Origin of the sequence: Streptococcus sp. FSL W7-1342 (assembly GCF_037966635.1) — a bacterium.
Taxonomy (GTDB): Bacteria; Bacillota; Bacilli; order Lactobacillales; family Streptococcaceae; genus Streptococcus; species Streptococcus salivarius_D.
The window spans coordinates 2093627-2115209 of record NZ_CP150200.1 but is presented as its reverse complement, the minus strand read 5'-3'; the positions used below and the strand labels follow the sequence as shown (position 1 = coordinate 2115209).

At 40.1% G+C, this 21583-nt stretch carries 25 protein-coding genes and 1 tRNA gene; 11 read left to right on the top strand and 15 right to left on the bottom strand.

Going from position 1 to position 21583, the window contains the following annotated elements:
- The first annotated feature begins 97 nt into the window (after positions 1-97).
- The 10 genes from NSQ79_RS09880 to NSQ79_RS09835 all read left to right on the top strand — a co-directional run bounded on the left by NSQ79_RS09880 (position 98) and on the right by NSQ79_RS09835 (position 6266).
- Positions 98-754 (top strand): adenylate kinase, encoded by a 657-nt coding sequence (locus NSQ79_RS09880; protein ID WP_002885632.1) that lies wholly within the window; start codon positions 98-100, stop codon positions 752-754.
- 117 nt (positions 755-871) lie between these two features.
- Positions 872-1090 (top strand): translation initiation factor IF-1, encoded by a 219-nt coding sequence (infA, locus tag NSQ79_RS09875; protein WP_001040189.1) that lies wholly within the window; start codon positions 872-874, stop codon positions 1088-1090.
- 25 nt (positions 1091-1115) lie between these two features.
- The gene (gene rpmJ / locus NSQ79_RS09870) at positions 1116-1232 is read left to right on the top strand and encodes a 50S ribosomal protein L36 (protein ID WP_000868345.1); all 117 of its coding nucleotides are present in this window, start codon (positions 1116-1118) and stop codon (positions 1230-1232) included.
- A 17-nt stretch (positions 1233-1249) separates the two neighbouring features.
- Positions 1250-1615 (top strand): 30S ribosomal protein S13, encoded by a 366-nt coding sequence (rpsM, locus tag NSQ79_RS09865; RefSeq protein ID WP_002885820.1) that lies wholly within the window; start codon positions 1250-1252, stop codon positions 1613-1615.
- 26 nt (positions 1616-1641) lie between these two features.
- A complete protein-coding gene (gene rpsK, locus NSQ79_RS09860; protein ID WP_002885718.1) occupies positions 1642-2025 on the top strand; it encodes a 30S ribosomal protein S11 in 384 nt (127 codons plus the stop codon).
- Positions 2026-2073: 48 nt separating this feature from the next.
- On the top strand, positions 2074-3012 hold the full coding sequence (locus tag NSQ79_RS09855; RefSeq protein WP_002887046.1) for a DNA-directed RNA polymerase subunit alpha: 939 nt from the start codon (positions 2074-2076) through the stop codon (positions 3010-3012).
- A gap of 17 nt (positions 3013-3029) precedes the next feature.
- A complete protein-coding gene (gene rplQ, locus NSQ79_RS09850; protein ID WP_002885709.1) occupies positions 3030-3416 on the top strand; it encodes a 50S ribosomal protein L17 in 387 nt (128 codons plus the stop codon).
- A 250-nt stretch (positions 3417-3666) separates the two neighbouring features.
- Entirely contained in the window at positions 3667-4962 is a 1296-nt protein-coding gene (locus tag NSQ79_RS09845; RefSeq protein ID WP_002887045.1) for a hypothetical protein, read from the top strand.
- Positions 4963-5153: 191 nt separating this feature from the next.
- Positions 5154-5239, top strand: a tRNA-Leu gene (locus NSQ79_RS09840).
- Positions 5240-5384: 145 nt separating this feature from the next.
- A complete protein-coding gene (locus NSQ79_RS09835) occupies positions 5385-6266 on the top strand; it encodes a class II fructose-bisphosphate aldolase (RefSeq protein ID WP_002887043.1) in 882 nt (293 codons plus the stop codon).
- A gap of 83 nt (positions 6267-6349) precedes the next feature.
- On the opposite strand, the gene NSQ79_RS09830 is transcribed toward NSQ79_RS09835, so the two are convergent.
- From NSQ79_RS09830 to NSQ79_RS09760, 15 genes are all read right to left on the bottom strand, one after another.
- Entirely contained in the window at positions 6350-7696 is a 1347-nt protein-coding gene (locus tag NSQ79_RS09830; RefSeq protein WP_339313655.1) for a site-specific integrase, read from the bottom strand.
- A complete protein-coding gene (locus NSQ79_RS09825) occupies positions 7696-7944 on the bottom strand; it encodes a DNA-binding protein (RefSeq protein ID WP_179969591.1) in 249 nt (82 codons plus the stop codon). The genes NSQ79_RS09830 and NSQ79_RS09825 overlap by 1 nt, the downstream gene beginning before the upstream one ends.
- Positions 7945-7957: 13 nt before the next feature.
- Positions 7958-9070 carry a CHAP domain-containing protein gene (locus NSQ79_RS09820; protein ID WP_339313652.1) on the bottom strand — a complete coding sequence of 371 codons (1113 nt, stop codon included), beginning with the start codon at positions 9068-9070 and terminating at the stop codon, positions 7958-7960.
- Between the two features lie 16 nt (positions 9071-9086).
- Complete coding sequence (locus NSQ79_RS09815; RefSeq protein ID WP_339313650.1) at positions 9087-9311, bottom strand: hypothetical protein; 225 nt, start codon at positions 9309-9311, stop codon at positions 9087-9089.
- 1 nt (position 9312) lies between these two features.
- Entirely contained in the window at positions 9313-11193 is a 1881-nt protein-coding gene (locus tag NSQ79_RS09810; RefSeq protein ID WP_339313648.1) for a conjugal transfer protein, read from the bottom strand.
- Between the two features lie 11 nt (positions 11194-11204).
- A complete protein-coding gene (locus NSQ79_RS09805; protein WP_339313646.1) occupies positions 11205-13709 on the bottom strand; it encodes an ATP-binding protein in 2505 nt (834 codons plus the stop codon).
- Between the two features lie 13 nt (positions 13710-13722).
- On the bottom strand, positions 13723-14133 hold the full coding sequence (locus tag NSQ79_RS09800; RefSeq protein ID WP_339313644.1) for a conjugal transfer protein: 411 nt from the start codon (positions 14131-14133) through the stop codon (positions 13723-13725).
- A 2-nt stretch (positions 14134-14135) separates the two neighbouring features.
- Positions 14136-14360 (bottom strand): hypothetical protein, encoded by a 225-nt coding sequence (locus tag NSQ79_RS09795; RefSeq protein WP_021144863.1) that lies wholly within the window; start codon positions 14358-14360, stop codon positions 14136-14138.
- Positions 14361-14369: 9 nt separating this feature from the next.
- Complete coding sequence (locus tag NSQ79_RS09790) at positions 14370-15365, bottom strand: conjugal transfer protein (protein ID WP_339313641.1); 996 nt, start codon at positions 15363-15365, stop codon at positions 14370-14372.
- Positions 15366-15376: 11 nt separating this feature from the next.
- Positions 15377-15934, bottom strand: coding sequence for a conjugal transfer protein (locus NSQ79_RS09785; RefSeq protein ID WP_339313639.1), 558 nt, complete (start codon positions 15932-15934; stop codon positions 15377-15379).
- A 4-nt stretch (positions 15935-15938) separates the two neighbouring features.
- A complete protein-coding gene (locus NSQ79_RS09780) occupies positions 15939-16169 on the bottom strand; it encodes a hypothetical protein (protein WP_021144867.1) in 231 nt (76 codons plus the stop codon).
- Between the two features lie 14 nt (positions 16170-16183).
- Positions 16184-17416 carry a replication initiation factor domain-containing protein gene (locus NSQ79_RS09775; protein WP_339313637.1) on the bottom strand — a complete coding sequence of 411 codons (1233 nt, stop codon included), beginning with the start codon at positions 17414-17416 and terminating at the stop codon, positions 16184-16186.
- Positions 17417-17623: 207 nt separating this feature from the next.
- A complete protein-coding gene (locus tag NSQ79_RS09770; RefSeq protein WP_339313636.1) occupies positions 17624-19312 on the bottom strand; it encodes an FtsK/SpoIIIE domain-containing protein in 1689 nt (562 codons plus the stop codon).
- A gap of 13 nt (positions 19313-19325) precedes the next feature.
- Complete coding sequence (locus NSQ79_RS09765; protein ID WP_339313634.1) at positions 19326-19787, bottom strand: conjugal transfer protein; 462 nt, start codon at positions 19785-19787, stop codon at positions 19326-19328.
- Positions 19788-19808: 21 nt separating this feature from the next.
- Complete coding sequence (locus NSQ79_RS09760; protein WP_021144871.1) at positions 19809-20105, bottom strand: hypothetical protein; 297 nt, start codon at positions 20103-20105, stop codon at positions 19809-19811.
- Positions 20106-20974: 869 nt separating this feature from the next.
- Between NSQ79_RS09760 and NSQ79_RS09755 the strand changes: the two genes are divergently transcribed.
- On the top strand, positions 20975-21334 hold the full coding sequence (locus NSQ79_RS09755; RefSeq protein ID WP_339313631.1) for a helix-turn-helix domain-containing protein: 360 nt from the start codon (positions 20975-20977) through the stop codon (positions 21332-21334).
- Positions 21335-21583 lie beyond the last annotated feature (249 nt).

The window sequence follows — 21583 nt, the reverse complement described above, 5'->3', positions numbered from 1 at the left end:
TTACTTTCTGTCCCTTCTCTTTTGTTTTTTGATAACTCTACCAATGTTTTTAAACTTTGATAGAGTTATTTGAAAACAAAAATAAGGAGTTCGTAAGATGAATCTTTTAATTATGGGTCTACCAGGTGCTGGTAAAGGGACTCAAGCTGCAAAAATTGTTGAAGAATTTGGTGTAGCTCACATCTCAACTGGTGATATGTTCCGTGCTGCTATGGCTAACCAAACAGAAATGGGAACTTTGGCAAAATCATTCATCGATAAAGGTGAATTGGTACCAGATGAAGTGACAAACGGAATCGTTAAAGAGCGTTTGGCTGAATCTGATATTGCTGAAAAAGGTTTCTTGCTTGATGGTTATCCACGTACTATTGAGCAAGCTCATGCATTGGATGAAACATTGAAAGCACTTGGTATTAAACTTGACGGTGTAATCAATATTGAAGTTAATCCAGAGAGCTTGGTTGAACGTCTTTCAGGTCGTTTCATTTGTCGCTCATGTGGTGCAACTTACCATAAAGTATTCAACCCAACTAAGGTTGAAGGAACATGTGATGTTTGTGGCGAACATGAATTCTTCCAACGTGAAGATGACAAACCTGAAACTGTTAAACGTCGTCTTGATGTAAACATTGCTCAGGGTGAGCCAATTATTGCACATTATCGTGAGCTTGGTCTTGTATCAGATATTCAAGGTAACCAAGATATCGATGATGTATTCGCTGATGTTAAAAAAGCGATTGCAGCAATTAAATAATTATATAATCTTACTTGCGTATCAGACTTAAGCATGTTATAATACTTTAGTCTGACTTATAATTGTTACCTCTGTGCTCAGAGGAAATCAAATCGAAATTTTAGGGGGTACTTTTGCGTGGCAAAAGAAGACGTGATTGAAATTGAAGGTAAAGTTGTAGAAACTATGCCTAATGCTATGTTTACTGTTGAATTGGAAAATGGACACCAAATTTTGGCGACAGTTTCTGGTAAAATCCGTAAAAACTACATTCGTATTTTGGTCGGTGACCGTGTGACTGTTGAAATGAGTCCTTATGATTTGACACGTGGACGCATCACATACCGCTTTAAATAATCGAAATAATTGGAGGGATTAAAACATGAAGGTAAGACCATCGGTTAAACCAATTTGCGAATACTGTAAAGTTATTCGTCGTAACGGTCGTGTTATGGTAATTTGTCCAACAAATCCAAAACACAAACAACGTCAAGGATAATATAGAAAGGAGAAATCATGGCTCGTATTGCTGGAGTTGACATTCCAAACGATAAACGTGTAGTAATTTCACTTACTTACGTATACGGTATCGGACTTGCAACATCTAAGAAAATCTTGGCTGCTGCAGGCGTTTCTGAAGACATCCGCGTTAAAGATTTGACAAACGATCAAGAAGACGCTATCCGTCGCGAAGTGGATGCAATCAAAGTTGAAGGTGACCTTCGTCGTGAAGTTAACCTTAACATCAAACGTTTGATGGAAATCGGTTCATACCGTGGTATCCGTCACCGTCGTGGACTTCCTGTCCGTGGACAAAACACTAAAAACAATGCCCGCACTCGTAAAGGTAAAGCTGTTGCGATTGCAGGTAAGAAAAAATAATTAAAATAAAATAGGAGGTAAAAACATTGGCTAAACCAACACGTAAACGTCGTGTGAAAAAGAATATCGAATCTGGTATTGCTCACATTCACGCTACTTTCAATAACACTATTGTTATGATTACAGATGTGCATGGTAACGCTGTAGCATGGTCATCAGCTGGTGCTCTTGGTTTCAAAGGTTCTCGTAAATCTACACCATTTGCTGCACAAATGGCTTCAGAAGCTGCTGCTAAATCTGCACAAGAACATGGTCTTAAAACAGTTGAAGTAACTGTTAAAGGTCCTGGTTCAGGTCGTGAGTCTGCTATCCGTGCTCTTGCTGCTGCAGGTCTTGAAGTAACAGCAATCCGTGATGTAACACCTGTACCACATAATGGTTGTCGTCCTCCAAAACGTCGTCGTGTGTAATCTTTAATAACAATAGTACACAAGGTTCGTTTCGAGGGAGTATAATAAATGATTGAGTTTGAAAAACCAATAATAACAAAAATTGATGAAAATAAAGATTACGGCAAATTTGTCATCGAACCACTAGAACGTGGTTATGGTACAACTTTGGGTAACTCTCTTCGTCGTGTACTTTTGTCATCACTTCCAGGTGCTGCCGTAACATCAATTAAGATTGATGGAGTACTCCACGAATTTGATACCGTACCAGGCGTCCGTGAAGACGTGATGCAAATCATCCTTAATATTAAAGGACTTGCTGTAAAATCTTACGTCGAAGACGAAAAAACAATTGAACTTGATGTTCAAGGTCCAGCTGAAGTTACTGCTGGAGATATCTTGACTGATAGCGACATTGAAATTGTTAACCCTGATCATTATCTTTTCACTATCGCTGAAGGAGCTTCTTTGAAAGCGACTATGACAGTAGCTACAAACCGTGGTTATGTTCCAGCAGATGAAAACAAGAAGGATGATGCACCAGTGGGAACATTGGCTGTAGATTCAATCTACACACCAGTGAAAAAAGTCAATTATCAAGTTGAACCTGCCCGTGTAGGTAGCAACGATGGTTTTGATAAATTGACAATCGAAATCATGACAAACGGAACAATCATCCCTGAAGATGCCCTCGGTCTCTCGGCTCGCGTTTTGATTGAACACTTGAACTTGTTTACTGACCTTACTGATGTTGCTAAAGCTACTGATGTAATGAAAGAAACTGAAAAAGTGAACGATGAAAAGGTGCTTGACCGTACCATCGAAGAACTTGATTTGTCTGTACGCTCATATAACTGTTTGAAACGTGCCGGTATTAATACCGTTCATGATTTGACAGAAAAAACTGAGCCTGAAATGATGAAAGTCCGTAACCTAGGTCGTAAATCTCTTGAAGAAGTCAAAGTTAAGTTGGCTGATCTTGGACTTGGACTCAAAAACGATAAATAATAATATAGGAGGATAACATGGCTTACCGTAAACTTGGACGCACAAGCTCACAGCGTAAAGCGGTTCTTCGTGATTTGACTACAGATCTTATCATTAACGAAGCAATCGTTACAACTGAAGCACGTGCTAAAGAAATCCGTAAAACAGTTGAAAAAATGATCACTCTTGGTAAACGTGGTGATTTGCACGCACGTCGTCAAGCAGCTGCATTTGTACGTAACGAAATTGCATCTGAAAGCTATGATGAAGCAACTGATAAATATACATCAACAACTGCTCTTCAAAAACTTTTCTCAGAAATCGCACCTCGTTATGCTGAACGTAACGGTGGATACACTCGTATCCTTAAAACAGAACCACGTCGTGGCGATGCTGCCCCAATGGCAATCATCGAACTTGTTTAATTTTTATCAATTTTGTTGAGTGTTATGATGATGGAATAGCTTAGCTTTTCTTAGTCTAGCTCTGGTCTACCGCTGGGCATACGCCTAGCGGGAACACTCATCATAAAAATGGGAATAAATAAGCATGTAACGCTTGTTTACGAAAGGTAATACTGTTATTTTTCGTAAGCAGGCGTTTTTTTGGGCTATAAATCGTCTGAATATTTTGATATAATGGAATAAGCTTATTTCAAAAAGGGGGGACATTATTTTGACAACAGCCAAGGAACTGCTTAAGCAAAGGTATTATGAGCCAATTAAGGAGCAACCCGAATTATTTGTGGGGATTGAGTTGGAATATCCAGTTGTTAATTTGAGTGGTAATGCTACAGATGTCTCTCTTACAAAACAGTTACTAGTCTATCTCTTGGATAATTTTGATTTTCAAGCTGATAAGTATGATTCTGATAACAATCCTATTCAGCTTATTGATAAAGCTTCTGGAGATATGATTCTTTTTGAAGTCTCCTACAATACGATTGAGTTTGCTTTTGCAAAGGCTGAAAGAATCTCTGAGGTTGAGGAACGTTTGGATACTTACTTCGGTATAATCCAACCTTATCTTCAGAATCATAATCATGAGTTGCAAGGTTGGGGAGTGAATCCAAACTGGGCAAAAAATGACAACAGACCTGTTAAATCTCCTCGTTATGAGATGCTTATGGATTTTCTCGAGCTATCTAAAGCAAAGAACGATTCTTTCTTTCATGATTATCCAGAATATGGTTCTTTCATCTGTGGGAGTCAGGTACAGTTAGATGTTTCAAAAACGTCCTATTTAAGGGTTTTAAATGCTTTTAATCAAATAGAGGGACCCAAGGAAGTATTATTGGCAAACTCTGAATTTTGGGGTTCTGATTGGGATTTAGCGATTTCCCGTGATGTTTTCTGGGAGAATTCCATGCATGGTGTGTTTGAGGAAAATGCTGGTGTATTTCCTAAGGTGTTTAAGAGCGAAGATGACTATTTTTCTTACTTGTCTGAGACAGCCATTTTTACTGCTAAGCGTGGTGACGAAACCTACTATTTTGAACCAATACGTGCTAAAGACTACCTAAGTACGCCATCTGTCAAAGCACACTCTATTCATGGTGAAGTAGTCACTATTGAGCCAAGTGAGGAAGATTTTAAGACTCACCGTTCTTATCAATTCCAAGATTTAACGACGCGAGGAACTATTGAGTTTCGCAGTGTTTGTACCCAACCTTTCTCATCAACTTTTGCGCCGGCAGCCTTTCACCTTGGTCTTTTAGTCAATTTGGAAAATCTGGAAAATATTTTGAATGACTCACCCTTTTTTGAAGCATTTGACTATGATTTTCCTAGAATTCGTCGTTTATTTTCGAAAAAGGATATTTCTGCTACAGATCTCAAAATGATTTTACCTTTGACAGAATCGTTATTGGCTTGTGCTGAGGATGGCTTGAAATCGCGTGGTTTTGGAGAAGAAGTCTACTTAGCTCCCCTTAGAGAGAAATTAGATAAACTGAATAAGAGTTTAGCTTAACTTTTGATAAAAGATATAATAGATAACTTTTGCTAAAAAATTTAAAAAAAAGCAAAAAAGTATTGACGTCAGCAAACAATAAATGGTATTATATAGTAGTTGTTTCGAAAGAGACAAGAGAAAGTTATAAAAAACTTTCAAAAAAGTATTGACACGAGTTGTCAATCTTGATATAATAACTGATGTTGTTAGCGGAAATGGCGGAATTGGCAGACGCGCAGGACTAAGGATCCTGTGACCGCTTTAGGTCGTGAGGGTTCAAGTCCCTCTTTCCGCAGAGTAACCAGTCAGATGACTGGTTTTTTTGTATTAAAAAATCAAAACGCTTACAAATTGTAGAAAAGCTAGTTTTTTGAGTCTAATTGTGATAGAATAAACTTGTAAACGGGTTCAAACCCAAAAAAATATAGGAGGCCTTTATAATGGCAATCGTTTCAGCAGAAAAATTTGTCCAAGCAGCTCGTGATAATGGTTACGCAGTTGGTGGATTTAACACAAACAACCTTGAGTGGACTCAAGCTATCTTGCGTGCAGCAGAAGCTAAACAAGCTCCAGTACTTATCCAAACTTCTATGGGTGCAGCTAAGTACATGGGTGGTTACAAATTGTGTAAAGTTCTTATCGAAGAATTGGTTGAATCAATGGGTATCACTGTACCAGTTGCTATTCACCTTGACCACGGTCACTACAATGATGCTTTGGAATGTATCCGTGTAGGTTACACTTCAGTTATGTTTGACGGTTCACACCTTCCAGTTGAAGAAAACCTTGAAAAAGCAGCTAAAGTTGTTGAATTTGCACACGCTAACGGTGTATCAGTTGAAGCTGAAGTTGGTACAATCGGTGGTGAAGAAGATGGTATCATCGGTGATGGTGAATTGGCACCAATCGAAGATGCTAAAGCTATGGTTGCAACTGGTATCGACTTCCTTGCAGCAGGTATCGGTAACATCCACGGTCCTTATCCAGAAAACTGGAGCGGACTTCACCTTGACCACTTGCAAAAATTGACAGAAGCTGTTCCTAACTTCCCAATCGTATTGCACGGTGGATCAGGTATTCCTGATGATCAAATCCAAGCAGCTATCAAACTTGGTGTTGCTAAAGTTAACGTTAACACTGAATGTCAAATCGCATTTGCTAACGCAACACGTAAATTTGTTGCTGAATACGAAGCAAATGAAGCAGAATACGACAAGAAGAAACTCTTCGACCCACGTAAATTCTTGAAACCAGGTTTCGAAGCTATTACAGAAGCTGTTGAAGAACGTATCGACGTATTCGGTTCAGCAAACAAAGCTTAATTAAACTATATAAGCTTGAAAATAAAGGGTTTGTCCAATATGGATAAGCCTTTTTCTTGTGTTTAGCCACAGATTTGCCACACTTATTGTGTAAGAGTATCAAGGATAGGTATAATTTGATCCTTTGTTTTTTTAGTGATATGCAAATAAATTTCTGTTACTCGACTACCTCTAGAATGTCCAACACGATCTTGAATAGCCTCTAAAGGTACTCCTTGTTCAGCCAAGAAGCTGATATGCGTGTGTCGGAAGATATGAGTTGTAATATGTTTCTTGAAACTAAGCTTATTGTCAATATCGATTCCTGCCCTTCTCGGGTTTCCCTTGCGGTTTAGTTTACCATTTTCTGAAGAGTTGAGGAAGTTGTTTAATACACTGTAATGAAGAGGAGTACCATTGTAATCAGGTTTATGGATGCTCTTAGAGGTGAAAATCCATCCATTATCTTTATAATCAGGATTGAATCTTATATGTTGGTGATTTAACTCAATTTCCTCTTTAAGAATTTCGATAGCCCTTTTAGATAATTGGACATTTCGGTAACTTTGTAAGTTTTTTACATTACCTTCATAGCTATCTTCTGAAGCTCCTCCATGAGTAGCACGAGTTCTAATAACTGAGGCTATATTTTTATTAAAATCAATAGCTTCCTCCTTTAAACCGAGCACTTCACCAATACGCATTCCGGTTAGTGCTTGAAATTCAAAAATACGTGCATACTGTTCATTGTACTTACGAACAATGGATAATACTTCTTTGAGTTCCCAAGATTCAAGATATTGATCTTCTATATCTGATTTCTTTAAACGATCTAATTCGTCAGAAAGCCCTTTTCTACCGATACTTATATAGGGCATTGGATTTTGGTCAGGAGAAATATAATCATGAAGAATGGCAAACTTATAGATTGATGTTAAATCGGATTTTACACCTTGTGCGAGTCTTTTATGGTTTCCTATAGGATAAAGATTATCAAGTAAGTTTTTTATTAAACTAGATGGAATATTTTTTAAAATCGAATCCCTAGGGATTTGCTTAGTAATATGGTTACGGTATCTACCATCTTCACCTGCTAATGTTTTAGGAGCAACTAGTTGTCTTTCAACTCGTTCATTATGCCATTCATTCCAGACCTCATCAAGCGTGATATCTGATTTTTCTAGAAGAATAGTTCTAGTCAGCTCTTCATAAACTTTATTGGCCTTCTCTTGAAGTTCTTTATGGATAATAGCTTTAATTTGAGGAGAGAGTTTTATTTTTCCTGTGGGATCCTTTTTATTGGCGATAGTGTACCAATCAGATAGAATTTCTCTACGTTTATTCGTTAACGGGTTATTGAAGTAGGTTCTAAATTTTACTTCAATATATCCAGTTTTATCAGTAGGTCTTGTTGTTTTTTGAGTAGTATTAGCTATTTTAACTTGCTCCATTACCCCACCTCCTTAAATCGTTTATTTTGCCTATAGCGTAAGAAATTTAAGAAACCCTCGAAGTTGATCCAAACAGTTCTGTGACCGGAATTAATCACATAGTCTTTGAATTGGGGATTCATTCTCATTTCAGTTAGCAGATTGTTAAGAGTTTTGAGTTTAAGTCCTTCAAAACGTTTCATAAGGGCCATTTTGTCACCCCATTCGGCTTTGCAGTTTTCAACTGGTACGTATTTAAGCTTTAGCATAAATAACTCCTTTCTATTTTCCAATAACATAAGTAAATTGTTTTGCTGTTTCTGCATCAAAAGTACGGTAGCTAACGATTCCTAGGCCTTTGACGTTTGATTCAGAGATAAGAATAGAGCCATCTGATTTGACTTGTTCTACAAAGGCAATGTGTCCATAGGTTGGATCTGCACCAGCTTGTCCTGGGCTAAAAGATAGTGCGGAGTGTTCGGTTGGGGTATGAGTTGTCTGATAACCAGGGGCATTCATCCATTGACCACCATTTCCCATGTACTCTCCGAAGCTAACACCGACCTCTTTTCCTCGGTTATAGACAAACCAGGTACATTGTCCCCAGGGATAAGATAGACCTGCATAGCTTGAGGTATTGATTTCTTTGGTGAGACTGTAGCCTTGTGGGACATCCCCCGTTGTGACGCCACCTCCGTCTCTCGTTTTTCCTGTCGTTTGTTCAGGTGCCTTTGGTGTGCCTCCATGCTCATCGATATAAGTGTCGAGTTTTTGCATGGTCTCAGCACGCCTTTTTCCTGATCCAGAAGTATCGGTGAAGTAAACCCCACCATCTGTTGACGTATTGAGAGAACCACTCGCAAATTTTTGAGCTTTGTCATCTTGGACTTTGAAGGTTTCATTTTTATTGCCAATGATGGTCTGATTGGTGAGTCCAACAACTGCTACTTCATCGTTAAAATTATTGGCATTTTCTGGATTAGAGTCGAATGCCCCAAAACCAAACATGTTGGAACCAGGATTTGTAGCAACTCCAGCTGTTCCAAGTGAGCTTTCATTTAAGGCAATCGCTACAATGGCACGAACATCTAGATTAGACTTAGCCTCCCAATCTAGGAGCTTTTTCCCATTGATGCGCTTCTTGTCGTAGGAGATTCCTAAAGTATCTAAAAACCCGTCCAATTGCTCTGCTTTAATACCATAGCGATGGACGAGTAAATTATGGGTATAGGGATCTCCATTTGACCAGTGATCCGTGTAGGTTGTACCATTTGGTGATTGAGAAGAGCCACCAGTGCTACCCCCTCCGACTGCTCCCATAATGATGATAATGATAAAAACAGGAAAAAAGAGAGGAATAAGTCCAGATAATAGATACCATTTTAGTTTTTTCATCGACTCTCCTTTCTACTCAATGTCTGATATAAGCTGTAAATAGAACAGTCCCAAAGCGCCATTTGGCATCTAAGACAACGGAATGAGCTTTCGTTTGTACAATGATCTGGTCTTTGTCTTTTTCTGAAACTGGAAATAAAAGAAGGAAATCGACCGAGCGTTTCCCTTCTTGGTAGGCCTTAAAGACTGTTTCTTCAAGTATTCTTGGAAAGGCTGTTCTTGATCGTATTTTAGTATTCATTCTATTCTCCTCTCAATTGGTTTAAGCGTTGAGTTAAACGATCTCGTCGCTCAATATTGGCCCTTATTTTATCGTCTCGTGTCATAGTCTGACGATAAGCACGGGTGAAGGCATTAGAACCTTGAGCTTTATACATGGCTTGAGGGTCCTTGTAAGCATCCAATCTACGTTCTAGGGTATTGATACGGTGTTGTTTGAATGGCGAAATCCACTCTTCTCTGAGCGTTTGGAATTCGTCCTCTGGACTAGGTGTTCCTTCTGACATGATTGGTGACTCGCTAGGAGGTGTTGGGTTCTCTTCTTCAATTGGCTTGAAGTTATCAGGTGGTGTCTGTGTTGGAGAAATGATTGGTTCTGGAGATTCTGGGGTTATTGGCCCCTCTGTTGGTCCAGATGGCATAACTGTTTCTGGTTGGCTTGCTTCTTTACTGGTAAAGAAGGAGCCAGCATTTTGGAAATGGCTCTTGGCATTCATCATCACACCAGTTCCAAAACCAGCACCAGCCAATGCAAAGTTTCCGAGGTGTTGAGCCGTCGCAAGGCTTCGTGTTGGGACTTGTGAAGCAACCTCTTTGGTTTTTGTGGCGCCATGTTCAACTTTGGTCCCAATATCTGTCGCAACCATTCGAGCTTTGGAGCCAAGAATGAATTGGAGGAGTTGGCCTTTAAATCTCCAGATGAGGAAATAGATGACACCTTTAGACACCACCGATACTAAAAGTTTGAAGACAAGACCAAATAAAAGAAGTGACGGTAAGGTTTTTAGAACACCATCAAACCCATTTGTGACAATGTTTTCTATCATTTTTTCAATATAGAAAATAAGGAGTGTTAGGAGAGTAGTAATCGCTGGAAAAATCAATCCCCCAAACATAACTTTAAGAACTCCAAAGACTAACTCCTGCATCCTTGGAATGAATGACATGAGAAGGACTACTGGAAAAAGTAGAATCATAGTGAGGACAAGGATTTGAGCCACCACATTTAAGAGCTGGATAAGGATAATAGGGACGGCTAATACAAAGGCTTCTACAATTTTAAAAATCACATAGAACATCCGAGTGAAGATGAAGTCTGGCATAGCTGACACCCAACGGTTCTTTTCACCATCATCGTTGGCGCCATCTCCTAAATCATCTAAATACTTGGAACGGTCTTTAGCTTTGACTGCCTTAAAGTTCCCATTCTTATCACTCGTTCCAAGAACTTTACTGTCGTCAAAGGCTTCTTCTTTGCCATCTTGGCTGTTCTTGTATTTGCCATTTTCTTGGCCAGTATTGACAAAAACATAGGCTTTATAGGACGTTTCTGCAATGTAGCTATCCGACATCGATTTTCCAATTTTAATGGACTTGTCTTTGGCATAGTCCACCTTAATTCCTGCAATCTTTTTGGTAACGTCTTTAGAGACGTTATTGACAGTATCAAGGAGATAAAGCCCACCAGAGGTTCCAGCAACAGTCCCAAAGTACCCCAGAGCTAATAGGAGTACTAGACAGACGTGGAGGAGTGTTCTTGAAAAGGATCCTTTTGAAAAGAAATATTGGTAGAACAGGTAGAAAGCTAAAACCAAAAGCAAGGTGCCTACAAGTGATTTGTTGGTAATGTTGCCAGTATTAGAGCCAGTAAATCCGTGCCAAATACTGCTTGCCCCATGAAAGACATAGGCTTTATAGGTGGCATAGAGATCAATCTTTTCTAAAATGCGAATGAGGAGGGAAAAGAAGCCAACGACGGCATTGAGAATGAAAAAGAAGAGGTTAACGAAGAGTTCATTAATCAGAACCCAGGCGCCATTAAAGGAGCCAAAGTTGGTTGGTTCCATGTAGGACTTTAGGGAGAAGATATCCACTCCCTTTAGCTTGGCAAAAGCTTCTTGCATCGGTTCACCTCCTAACTAGCGTATTTATTTTCGAGACTTGAAGATACTGTTGCTTTCATAGGTTTTAGAAGCATATCAATATCTTCAAAGAGATTGTGGACGGAAATCATATTAAGATTACCGTAAACATCGTAGTAAAGGCACTGACCGGAAATCATATTATCAATCCATTCGAGGTTACTTTCAGTGACTTCGAGATTAACGTGTCTGAGAATATCTTCACGTTCAGATTTTTCATAGAAGGCAAAGATGGTCCCAAATCCAGTCGTGTCATCGTCATTTTCTGCATCATGAACAGATTGTGTAATTAGTGCCAAGGTATTGTTTTTAGAGCGTCCAATACGTCTCATATTTTTGATTACGGCCTTTCCTTCTGCGGACTTCATCAGAATCCAAGCTTCGTCAAAAAACTCAATGGTATCTTCATTTTCATTGCGTTCACCAAAGTGGGTACAAAAGGCCCCAAGCGCAAACATGAGGGCAATAGAGTTTCGTTCGTGGTCTGAAATCTTTGTGGAGTCATCTTTTGGAAGCTTGAGGTTATTGACTTCTAGGATAGTAACGCGGGACTCATAGTTAAGTCCTGGGGTTGTGCCATCTGAGAAAGCGAGTTCCAAGATGGAGTTTGTCACAATGGACGTCAGGTAGCGACCCACTGAGGCAATTTCAGATGAGGAAGCCTGTCTTAAGGCTTCTAGGACATGTTTAAAGCCGACGTTTTCACCAGCTACTCGACGTTCTACGATAGCGTTAATGGCTTCTGTGATGGCTGTTTTCTGGTCCATCGTCACGTCATCGACAGCTTGTAGTAGAAACTCGAGCATGTTCTTTGCGACCTCTACGGCTTGTTCCTTATCAAGGACTACAATGGGATCTAGGACTCCGTGGTTTGATGGCAGTGAGCTATCTAGTGTCACAAAGTTAAAGTTTTCAATCTGTTTTTTTCGTTCAGGGTAGCGTCGTGCAAATTCAGGGGAGTTGATTACTTCTTGATAGTGATTTCTGAGTTCTCGTTTGGGATCAATATAGAGGGTTTTGACATTTTGTAAAGCCACACTTAAAAAGATAATTTGAGCGAGGAAAGACTTTCCTTGTCCTGTCGCACCCGTAATAATGATATGTGGGTTTTTGGTAATTTTTCCAGCGATATCTTCTTTGTTTCCGACTGTGGCATTGTAGAGGACGATATTTTTAGAGGAATCAATGGCTTTAGCGATAGTGTCCCAACGCCCTGTCCAGTTGTCGACTCGGCCGATATACCAACCGATACGGTTCCCTGAGGACGTATTGGTAAAGGGCATGAGTTCTGAGAACCCACGAGCTGTGACCATATGTGTCCAGGTGCGAGTTTTCTTTTGGAGGTTTTCACCGTAAAGTAGGGCTTGAAAGAGGTATGGGCCGTCTTGAGAGGCTTCACTGATTTCAACTCCCATATCGTCAAAGTAATTCAGAACTACTTGTCGTCTCTGACGAAGCTGATTGACACTAGAAGCAGAGACGATAAGATAGGCTCCATATTCAATGATATCTTCCTTGTTTCCGACTTTTTTCATCAGATCTTTTAGAGAGATAGAGCCCATGATGATTTCATCTTGTTGGACCGTATCTGTGTTTTCGGCTTCTTCCATGATGTTTCGATAACGGGTATTGGAACGTCCCATTCTCCCTTTGATTTTGTTGGTATCAATAAATTCTGCTTTGATGCGGAGTTCTACGGGAAAGTTCAAGCGTTGGACGAATTCGCCTAAGTGAAAGCCGTTGAATTGCACAGGAAACTTCCCAACAGGAAGAATAGTCATAAAAGAGGAACCATAAGGACTTTCGAGCTTGATGAAGCCTCCTTTTAGGACTTTAATTAGGGTGTCTGTGATATTAAATTGGGAGCGATTAGCGAGGACCTCCTTCTTGTAATGGGGAATATAGCGGAGGTATTGCATCCGCTGGTAGTAGAAGAGTTCTTCATTGGTCAGACGTTTAGCACGTAGGACGGAAAAAGCTTGGAAAATAGTGAATTCGTCACTTCTGTAATCGTCATACCAGGTGGGACTCAATGCGTATTCGTAGCCAAAACCTTTTGCGATTTTCTCCGAGAACTCGTTAAAACTCTCATAGGCCAAGTCTTTCACTGTTGCCCCGTGATTTTGTTTGCGTAAGGTCACTCCCACGACCCAATCAAACTGATAAGGAATTTCCATTTCATCCGTGAGACGGTCAACCGTGTAAAGAAGAAGCTCTTCTCCTAGTTCACGGCTATCATCTGCCAATGCTTCTGAAAAGTCCCTCATTTTCTCTTCTAAGAGATAGTCTTTAGGAATGAGTGAAATCTCAAAGGACTTGTTTTTCTGGAGCTTTTTCATCATCTGAGCAACTGTAATCTTGTGTTTGCCCTTTTTCTCTTCATCTGTAATGGTGATGGGAGTATTGGGAATGCGGTAATAGGCTACCACCGTTCGATCTTTTTTGAGGGCCAGATTTTCATGGGTTTCCCTAATGGGATAGGTTAAGGTAATACTCATAGGACCTCCTTTTCTAGAGTCTTGTTTTTTCAAAGACAATTTCTTCTACAGGCTCTATTCGGTCTTCATGGTAGATCGCTTTTTTATTGAGCTTGAAATCCCAGAAGTAAATCAGGTAGTCCCCAATGAAAACGTGCATCTTCTTACCGTGTGGTTCGTATTCGGTGTAGAATTTAGCGAGTTTATAGGGGAGATACCAGTAGAGCAGTAGTGAAATAGAGTGTGTGAATTTTGCGAGGGGAACCAGGATAAACCCTCCAAAGAGCAACATAGCTACAAAAACGAAGGTAAAGACAATGAAAAAGGATAATTGCATTGGTGTCGCAAAGTACCAAAGGCGAGTCCCCTTTTTTGTCTTGATTTCCTGGATCCAATAGGGGGCGTTCAAGCCCTTACTGTAGTCATAGAGTCTTTCTTCAGTCATATTTAAAGTCCTGAATCAATGCCAAAGAGTCGTAGGAACCAGCCGACTACTTTTAGGATGTCTTGTCCTTTTGCGATAGAGACAATGACGGCATAGAAACCAACGACTGAGAAAAGTTGAAGCCAAGAACTGTTTCGCCAAGCCTTAATAGCCAACAAAACAGCGATAGCGGTGAGAATCCAAATCCCATCGCCTTGGAGGAAGGTACGTAGATTGTCTGTATTCATAGAGTTCTCCTAATCTTTATCGTTTGCGTAGTTAAGTGGAATGGTGTGTTCTAGTTTTGTGACATAGTAGCTTTTGTCTTTTTCTGAGAGTGTGAAGGTGAAGTTTTCAGAGTGTGTCGTTCCTCCCACCTCAAAGGTTGCTTGGACATAGGCAATAAGACTAGCCCCATCTTTCTTAAGATAGGTGTAGTCAATCGTTTTAAAGGTTGTATTGGCTACAATAGCAACGTTCTTGGCAATAAGGTTGAGGTTGTCTTGGTTAGTGGTATAGTTGGTAAAGAAAACCTTGAGGAACTTTTCAACCTTCTTGTGTTGACTGTCTGAGACGTGATCGTTAGCTGTGAGTTGGAGTTGATCATCTTCGCTAAAGTGTCCTGCTTGTGAAGGCTCAATCGCTGAGAACCAAGGGAGTCCAGATACATAGTATTTCCCTTCTTTTTCATCAAAGGGAATATTAAATCCCGTTACCAGTTCTTTTTCCTCGGTGTCTTTGTCATGTTGGATCATTTCCTTGTATTTGACCTTGTAGGTGGCTACCTTACCTTTGACCGTGACTAATTGTGAGTAGAGCAGGGTACTTGGGTTACGCACTTGACCTTGTGCTTTAACGTCTGGAACGAAGTTATAGAAACTGTTGAGGTGTTCGACTTGTGCTTGTTGTTTATCCCCTTCTTGTGGGAGGGTGAAGTAGGCGTAGACATAGTCATTGAGGTAATACTGGAGCTTGTAGTCATACTTGCGATTAGCGTCTACAGGCTGTGCTTTTTGTTTTTGAGTCGCTTCCACTTGAGCTTGTAGTGTTCCCACTTTATTTGAGAGTGTGATGGCACGGATGGATCCCATAAGACCAACAAAAAGGAGGAAAGAAATTCCTCCGATAACAGCTATATTGACGGTTTTTTTCGTAGTGACTTTTAGCTTTGGTGGGCCACCTTTCTTCTCCACCTTTTTAAAGTTTGAGAGGTATTCTCTTGCTTTTAGTAAGTAACGTTTAGCTTTAATCATAGGACCTCCTTCTAGAGACTAGCGAGTTCAATGAGTTTAGAACCTTTAGCGTAGAGTCGCTTATTGGCTTTTTCAATCTCACTGTTGATGTAGTAGTAGCCTCGTAACTCATTATGCAGTTGTTCGACTAACTCAGGTTTTAGGTCTTTGGCTTCTTCTTTTTTGAGAAGAGCGTTGAGTTCTCCAGCCTTGGTCCAAGCCTGTTTGTGGTCTTTCTTTTTGAGTAATTCTCCAAGTTCGTTGGTAACCTGTCCAACTTTTGTTTCAAAAATCGTTTTAGTAGACATATCAATTTCCTTTCTAAATGTTTCGTGATTGTCTTTGATGGTCTGTTGAATATAGGCAATGAGAGAGGGACGCATCCGTTTATTGAGACTCAGTACCTGACCGTCTAGGGTGAAACAGGCATGTTCATAGTCGTAGAAGCCCCTATCATCTGGTGGCTTTTCGGTACATCTTCCAGCACATTCATAGTAGAAGTCCTTATCTTTCCTAAGGAGGATATACATGTTCCAAAACTCCTGATCAGGAAGAAGAAGGAAGTCTGCTTGATAGATTTTCTTGAGCATGGCCTTAGCCCTCTAGGAGGTCCTCGTAGCCAAGTGCTTGATAAATAAAGTCTGTATCAAACCAGAGCCAATCATTGATTTGAGTGTCGGTAGGGGTGTTGCCTGAAAAGAGATCTTCACAGATGGTGGTTAGGGTATCTATCCCACCACGTTCACGGACAGTGTTTAAGGTACTAAGGCCACCAGACCAGGCTTTAAAGTTGTTTAATGAATTGATTTCGACTTTGTATTCCATAAGGGATTTCCTTTCTAGTGTTCATAGTGTTTGTTGGTTTTGAGGAGTCTTAAGATAGCCTCCCCACGATCAGTGATTTCACCGCTATTTTGAATCATCTTCATGTATTCTGTTTGCATGATTTTGTCTGCTTCAGAAACGAGTGCAAGAGAGTTTGCGACTTGATAGGTTAACCAGCGAATGGTTCGTTCGATACTGTAGGGTTGTGGACTGGTTGAGAGTTTTAGGGGTTCGACCCCTCCAAAGAGTTCTTGCCATTTTTCATAGGGTTTATAGGCTCCAAAACGGGTGACACCATCATAGACTTGGATTTCCTTGTTCACGATGCCTCTTGCGATTTCTCCGAGGTCCACACCGTTGATGTATTCCTCCACAACACCTTGGGCTTTCTGGTCTGAAAAGCGTAGCTCGTAGCGGTTCCAGATACCAAAAATCTCCAAGGATTCTTCCAAGGAGATGTTTTCCATACGGGCGATTTCGTACCGCTTTTCATAAAAGTTGAAGTAGAGCTGACTTTGACGGCTTCCAAAGTAAAGGGAGAGCCCGTGATTGGCTTCCATATCATCGTTATCGGTGAAGGAACCCCCACCTGTGATGTTCCATTTTCGAATGGTATCTAGGACAATTTCTTTGGCATAGAGCTTATCAATGAGCTTTGGAATCTGGATGTGTTCCTCCTCATGCCCATAGCCTTTATAGAGCTCGTCTAGGGCGATATCAAGGCGTTTTACCCTGACATCTTCGTAAGCATAGAGAATATTTTGAAGAAAGGTTTGCCAAGAAATCCCCTTATGTTCTAAGAGGAGTTCCATCTCCCGACAGCCTTGACCAGAGAGTTGGAGACAAGTTTGGTAGTTATTAGTGGCAGACTTATCAAAGAAATCAAAAATCCAAATGTTTCCTCGTTGCCATAAGTGGGTATAATTCATGAGTCGTGTTTCTTGGTCAGTAAATTCGCTTAAGTGACAATGAAGAAAGTTCTCACAGAAGGCTTCTAAATCTCGGAGACTAGGGAAGGTAAGTCGCAAATAGTCGATGTGAGCCCTGAGATTGTTTCTGTGACACTCTTGATAATAACCGAGTTTTTCTTTGAGTTTTCGGAACTTGTCAATGGTGAGACCTCTTTCCCCTGATTCATAGGAGCGATAAGTTCTTATTGGTAAGTTAACGGCTTGTGCAAAGGCTTTTTGACTAAGGCCTGTTTGTTTTCTGAAGTTTTTGATCTGAAAGGGACTTATTTTAGTCATTCATGGGAACACCTCCTTTTGACTAAGTGACACACTTTTTGGACCAAAGTTACACACTTTCTAAATCCTGAAATCCCAACTCCCACAAGGAATGAGGAGGGGTGGACGTGGCACTTTTGCCAAATGTAACCCCCCTATTAGAAATCGGGGGTTGAAGTCTCATCATGGCCTAGGAACTTCGGGCTACGGTCTGCGCCTGACCTGTGGTCAGGCTTGCCCTTGCCCTTGTCCTAGCCCATGATGACTAAGCGTCGCTTCAACGGCTTTGGGATAAGATTTGCGTCCTCCCTCCTCAAAATGGATAAGACTTTCAAGAAGAAGTTCTTCTTGAAAAGGGTCGACTAGAATGGCAGATTCCGTCCGTTCAAAAACAATCCCTTGTTCTTGTAAGAGATAAATAATCTTTCGGAGCGTCGCCATTTTGAGATCCTGTTCCTCCGCAAACTCCTTGAGTGGACGTCCGTTTGTTTCATTGTTTAGAGCTTCGTCCTCCTCTATTAATTCAGTTTTTTTAGTTTTTGGTTGGTTCTCTCTAAAAACTTCAAATTCTTCGCCATTGTACTCCATAATGGGGATTTTTGCGTAGGCATCATAGAAAGAGAAGCCTTGGTCAAGAGGTACGTAAGGGGAGAAGAATTCCCCAGCCAAGTCTCCGTTATTAGCAATATAGCCTCGTCCTTTGACTTTAACTCCGTTTATTTCATCGAGCTTTTTAAACTCTTTGCTTTTGTTGGCATCTCCAAACATCATGTCGTAGCCGGTTGATTCCAAGTGTCCCACTGAGAGACGTTTCATAAAGTTATCTCGAAGAGCCGTCTTGATAAATTCCCCGTCGGGCCGTTGCATAGCAAAGATGATAAAGACACCAGCTTGACGCCCTTCTAGGACGAGCTGAGAGAGGTATTCCATGAGTTCTGATTGTAGGCTATAGTCACGGTCAATCTTGGCCATAAGGGCTGCCCACTCGTCCACAAGGATGAATTTGGGTGTCATGCCGTAGTGTGTAAAGTTCTTACCAGCTTGAAATTTGGGTGAGTTAGACATGAGCTCATATCGTTTTTCCATGAAGGCGACGTTCTCTTTAAAACACTGGATGATATCTTCTTTACTTGTATAGACACGACCATGAAAGACAGGAATCTTTTTTAGACCAGCCAGGTCAGAGTTCTTTGGATCACAGATATCCACAAAGCCAATCTTAGCCAGTGCATAGATAATGGTCATAAGGACAACGGTTTTACCGCCACCAGTTCCCCCACCAATGAGCAGGTGAGGCTCTTCGATATAGTCCCAAGTGACATCTTTCATAAGTTGGAGTTTAGAGCCCTTAACCTCTACTTCGTTAATAGTGATACGGCTATCAATGCGGTTGATGGCAATGTCATAGGTGATAAACCGTTTATCAAAGGTTTTATTACGAAAGTCACCGTTAAACATGACTTCAAGGGTAGAACCAAGATTGAGAAAACGGTCCTGAAATTTATTCCCTTCTAGGATAAAACGGACTTCAATCTTGTAGCGAGACTGTTTCAAGTACACCTGAGGAAGAACAATCTTTTCAATCGTTTTGTTTTCACGCCTGATATTCTTAATCAAATAGAGGTTATTTTCTATCAGGAAGCGAGACAAAATCCGTAGGCTATTGAGCTTTTGGAAGAAGACGATTTTCTCGTAGCACATGCGATTCAGTAGGTAAGCGACCAAGCAAGAAGCAACAAGGACACCCCCGATAAAGTAAACTTGTGGCAAGGGATAATCCTTCAATTCTTCTAGATTGACATAACAATAATTTCCAATAGCTAACAAAGAAGGGAACCACCAGGTAAACCAGGTGATTCCCCGAATATGACGATAAAAGGCCCTAACTCTTATCCCACGATAGGTAAAGAGCTTCATAGTGCATCACCTCCTAGTTTTCTTTCTTGTTGTCTAGAGGTTTGTTTTCTTTAAGAGGTGTCCCTCCATTCTTTTTCTTGATTTTAGAAGCAAAGAGCTTGTAAATATCATTACGGTTAACGTGAGTATGGGTGATCACAATATCTTCTAGCTCTACCTCTTCTCGGTATTTAATGCCTAGGTCTTCAATTTCAGACTGAGCCATATCAGCAATAGTGAAAAAGAGGGTCTCATGCTGGACAGAAGAGTGAATTGCGACAACGATCCCACGGATTTCTCCCGTATTGACTTGGACGAATGAACCGTCAGGGTTACGTTGGGTACGGTCTTCTTCAAAGATGATATCAGGGCCTTCAATGCCACGGAAAGATAGTTTTCCAAGGACTTCAGACACGTTTAGACCATCCGTAATGACACGATAGGTCTTGTCTGCAATTTGTAGTTTTTCTCCGTAGTTTAATCCGATTTTAGCCATATGTATTTCTCCTTTATTTTCTTATTTTTTTAGGACTAATTTTTCCGCAAAGACATTGAGAGCTGGGGCAACTGAGTTACCATTTAGAGCTGTGTCTGAGAGAAAAATTGGGTTGACCGCTTCTACGAGAGCATCTTCTGGGAAGACGGTGGTAGAAGCAGGTGTGATGACATGGAAGGCGCCGTGTTTCTCACTATTAAGAATGTGGCGTTGGTATTTACCTTCTTTTCCAAAGATAAAACGAGGGGCGTTCCCTAATTTTTCGTAGTAAGCAGGGCCGATAAAATCTGGTTTCATAACAAGTGTTTCTGGAATCATAGGATTATCCTTTCTGATTTTGAGCAAAAGAAAAAAGAGTTAAGCTAATTGCTTCACTCTTGAGTAATAGTGGGTAAACAGTTTACGTTTAAACTGTCGACTATAGAACTGAATATCACTGCTAGGATAGCTGTTTCTGCGAGCTTCTTGGACTAAATAATCGAGGTCAAGAAGAGCTTGTGTATAGAGTTTGGCTTGTAGTTTAGGTGAGTAGCTAAACATACCATAGGTGAACTCATAGTTATCATAGAGGCGTTTACATTGTAATGCGAAAAAAGTTTGTCATAATTTCTCCTTTATTGTAAGCATAAAAAAGCTACTAAGATATAAGAAGGACTTAGTAGCTTGAGAGTAAGTCCATCTATAAAGACAGACAGCAGTAAAGAAAAGTTGTTTGTTTGGAAAGATTCCTCTTTCCACGGTGGCAACGTTTAGCAAGGTGCTTTGCATGAATTACCATCGTTTGCCCGGCCAATCTCTTTAGGTAGTCATTGTCATACCCAAGGGATTCTCTTACGCAACTCTGCGCAACCAGTTCACTTTACTATTCGGCAAAAGTGCTAATCGTCCGAAATGCGTGGAAGCCCACAAAATACTTGTTTTTATCTTCACTTCAACCATAAACGGACTTGACTTTACTTATCAAAACAATTACAATAAAGGTACGAAGTTTAGTGTAGTTTGATAGTCAGTCCTCTGGTTGTCAGACGCACTTTTTATTTAGTTGTCAATGATCGTAATGCCGATAGTTTGGCATTATTATTTTTAAAACCAATATAACTATCAGCTATATTTAAATTATATAACCAATGGTTATATAAGTCAAGGGATAATTTGAAAAAATTGGAAAAATTTTTTAGAGGTTTAAAATGGAATTTTCGGAACGCTTAAAAGACCTTAGGAAACAAGCAGAACTAACGCAAGTCGATGTGGCAGAAAAACTAGGAATTTCTCAACCAGCCTATGCTTCATGGGAACGTGGAGCAAAGAAACCAACTCAAGAGAACCTAGTGAAGATTGCACAAGTTTTAAATGTATCAGTCGATTATCTAGTTGGAAACTCAGAAGAGAAATCAGATGAGTTGGATAATATTGAATTACTTTTCCGCATGAATTCAAAGGGATTAACTGATGAAGAAAAGAAAATCTTTAAGAGAGAACTTATTGAGTTTATGAAAACACGAAAGGAGGTTTTTGAACAAGAAAAAAATAGATCACCAAAATTTTAAAAAATTTTACTTTTACGAATAGTAAGATAGAAGAAAAAATAGGCTGATTTATAAAACTATAAGAAATGTGAAAAGCAAGATGTGTTACTCAATTAGATTTTGCTAAAGCAGTAGATAAAACTATTCAAATAGTAGCACGATAGGAAAAAGGAAAATTAAATACGTATTTGAAGGGTACGGAGAGAGTTGCAACCGTTTTGGAATCAAGCTTAAATCATATGGTAAATGGTTACAATAGTTGTATGAAAG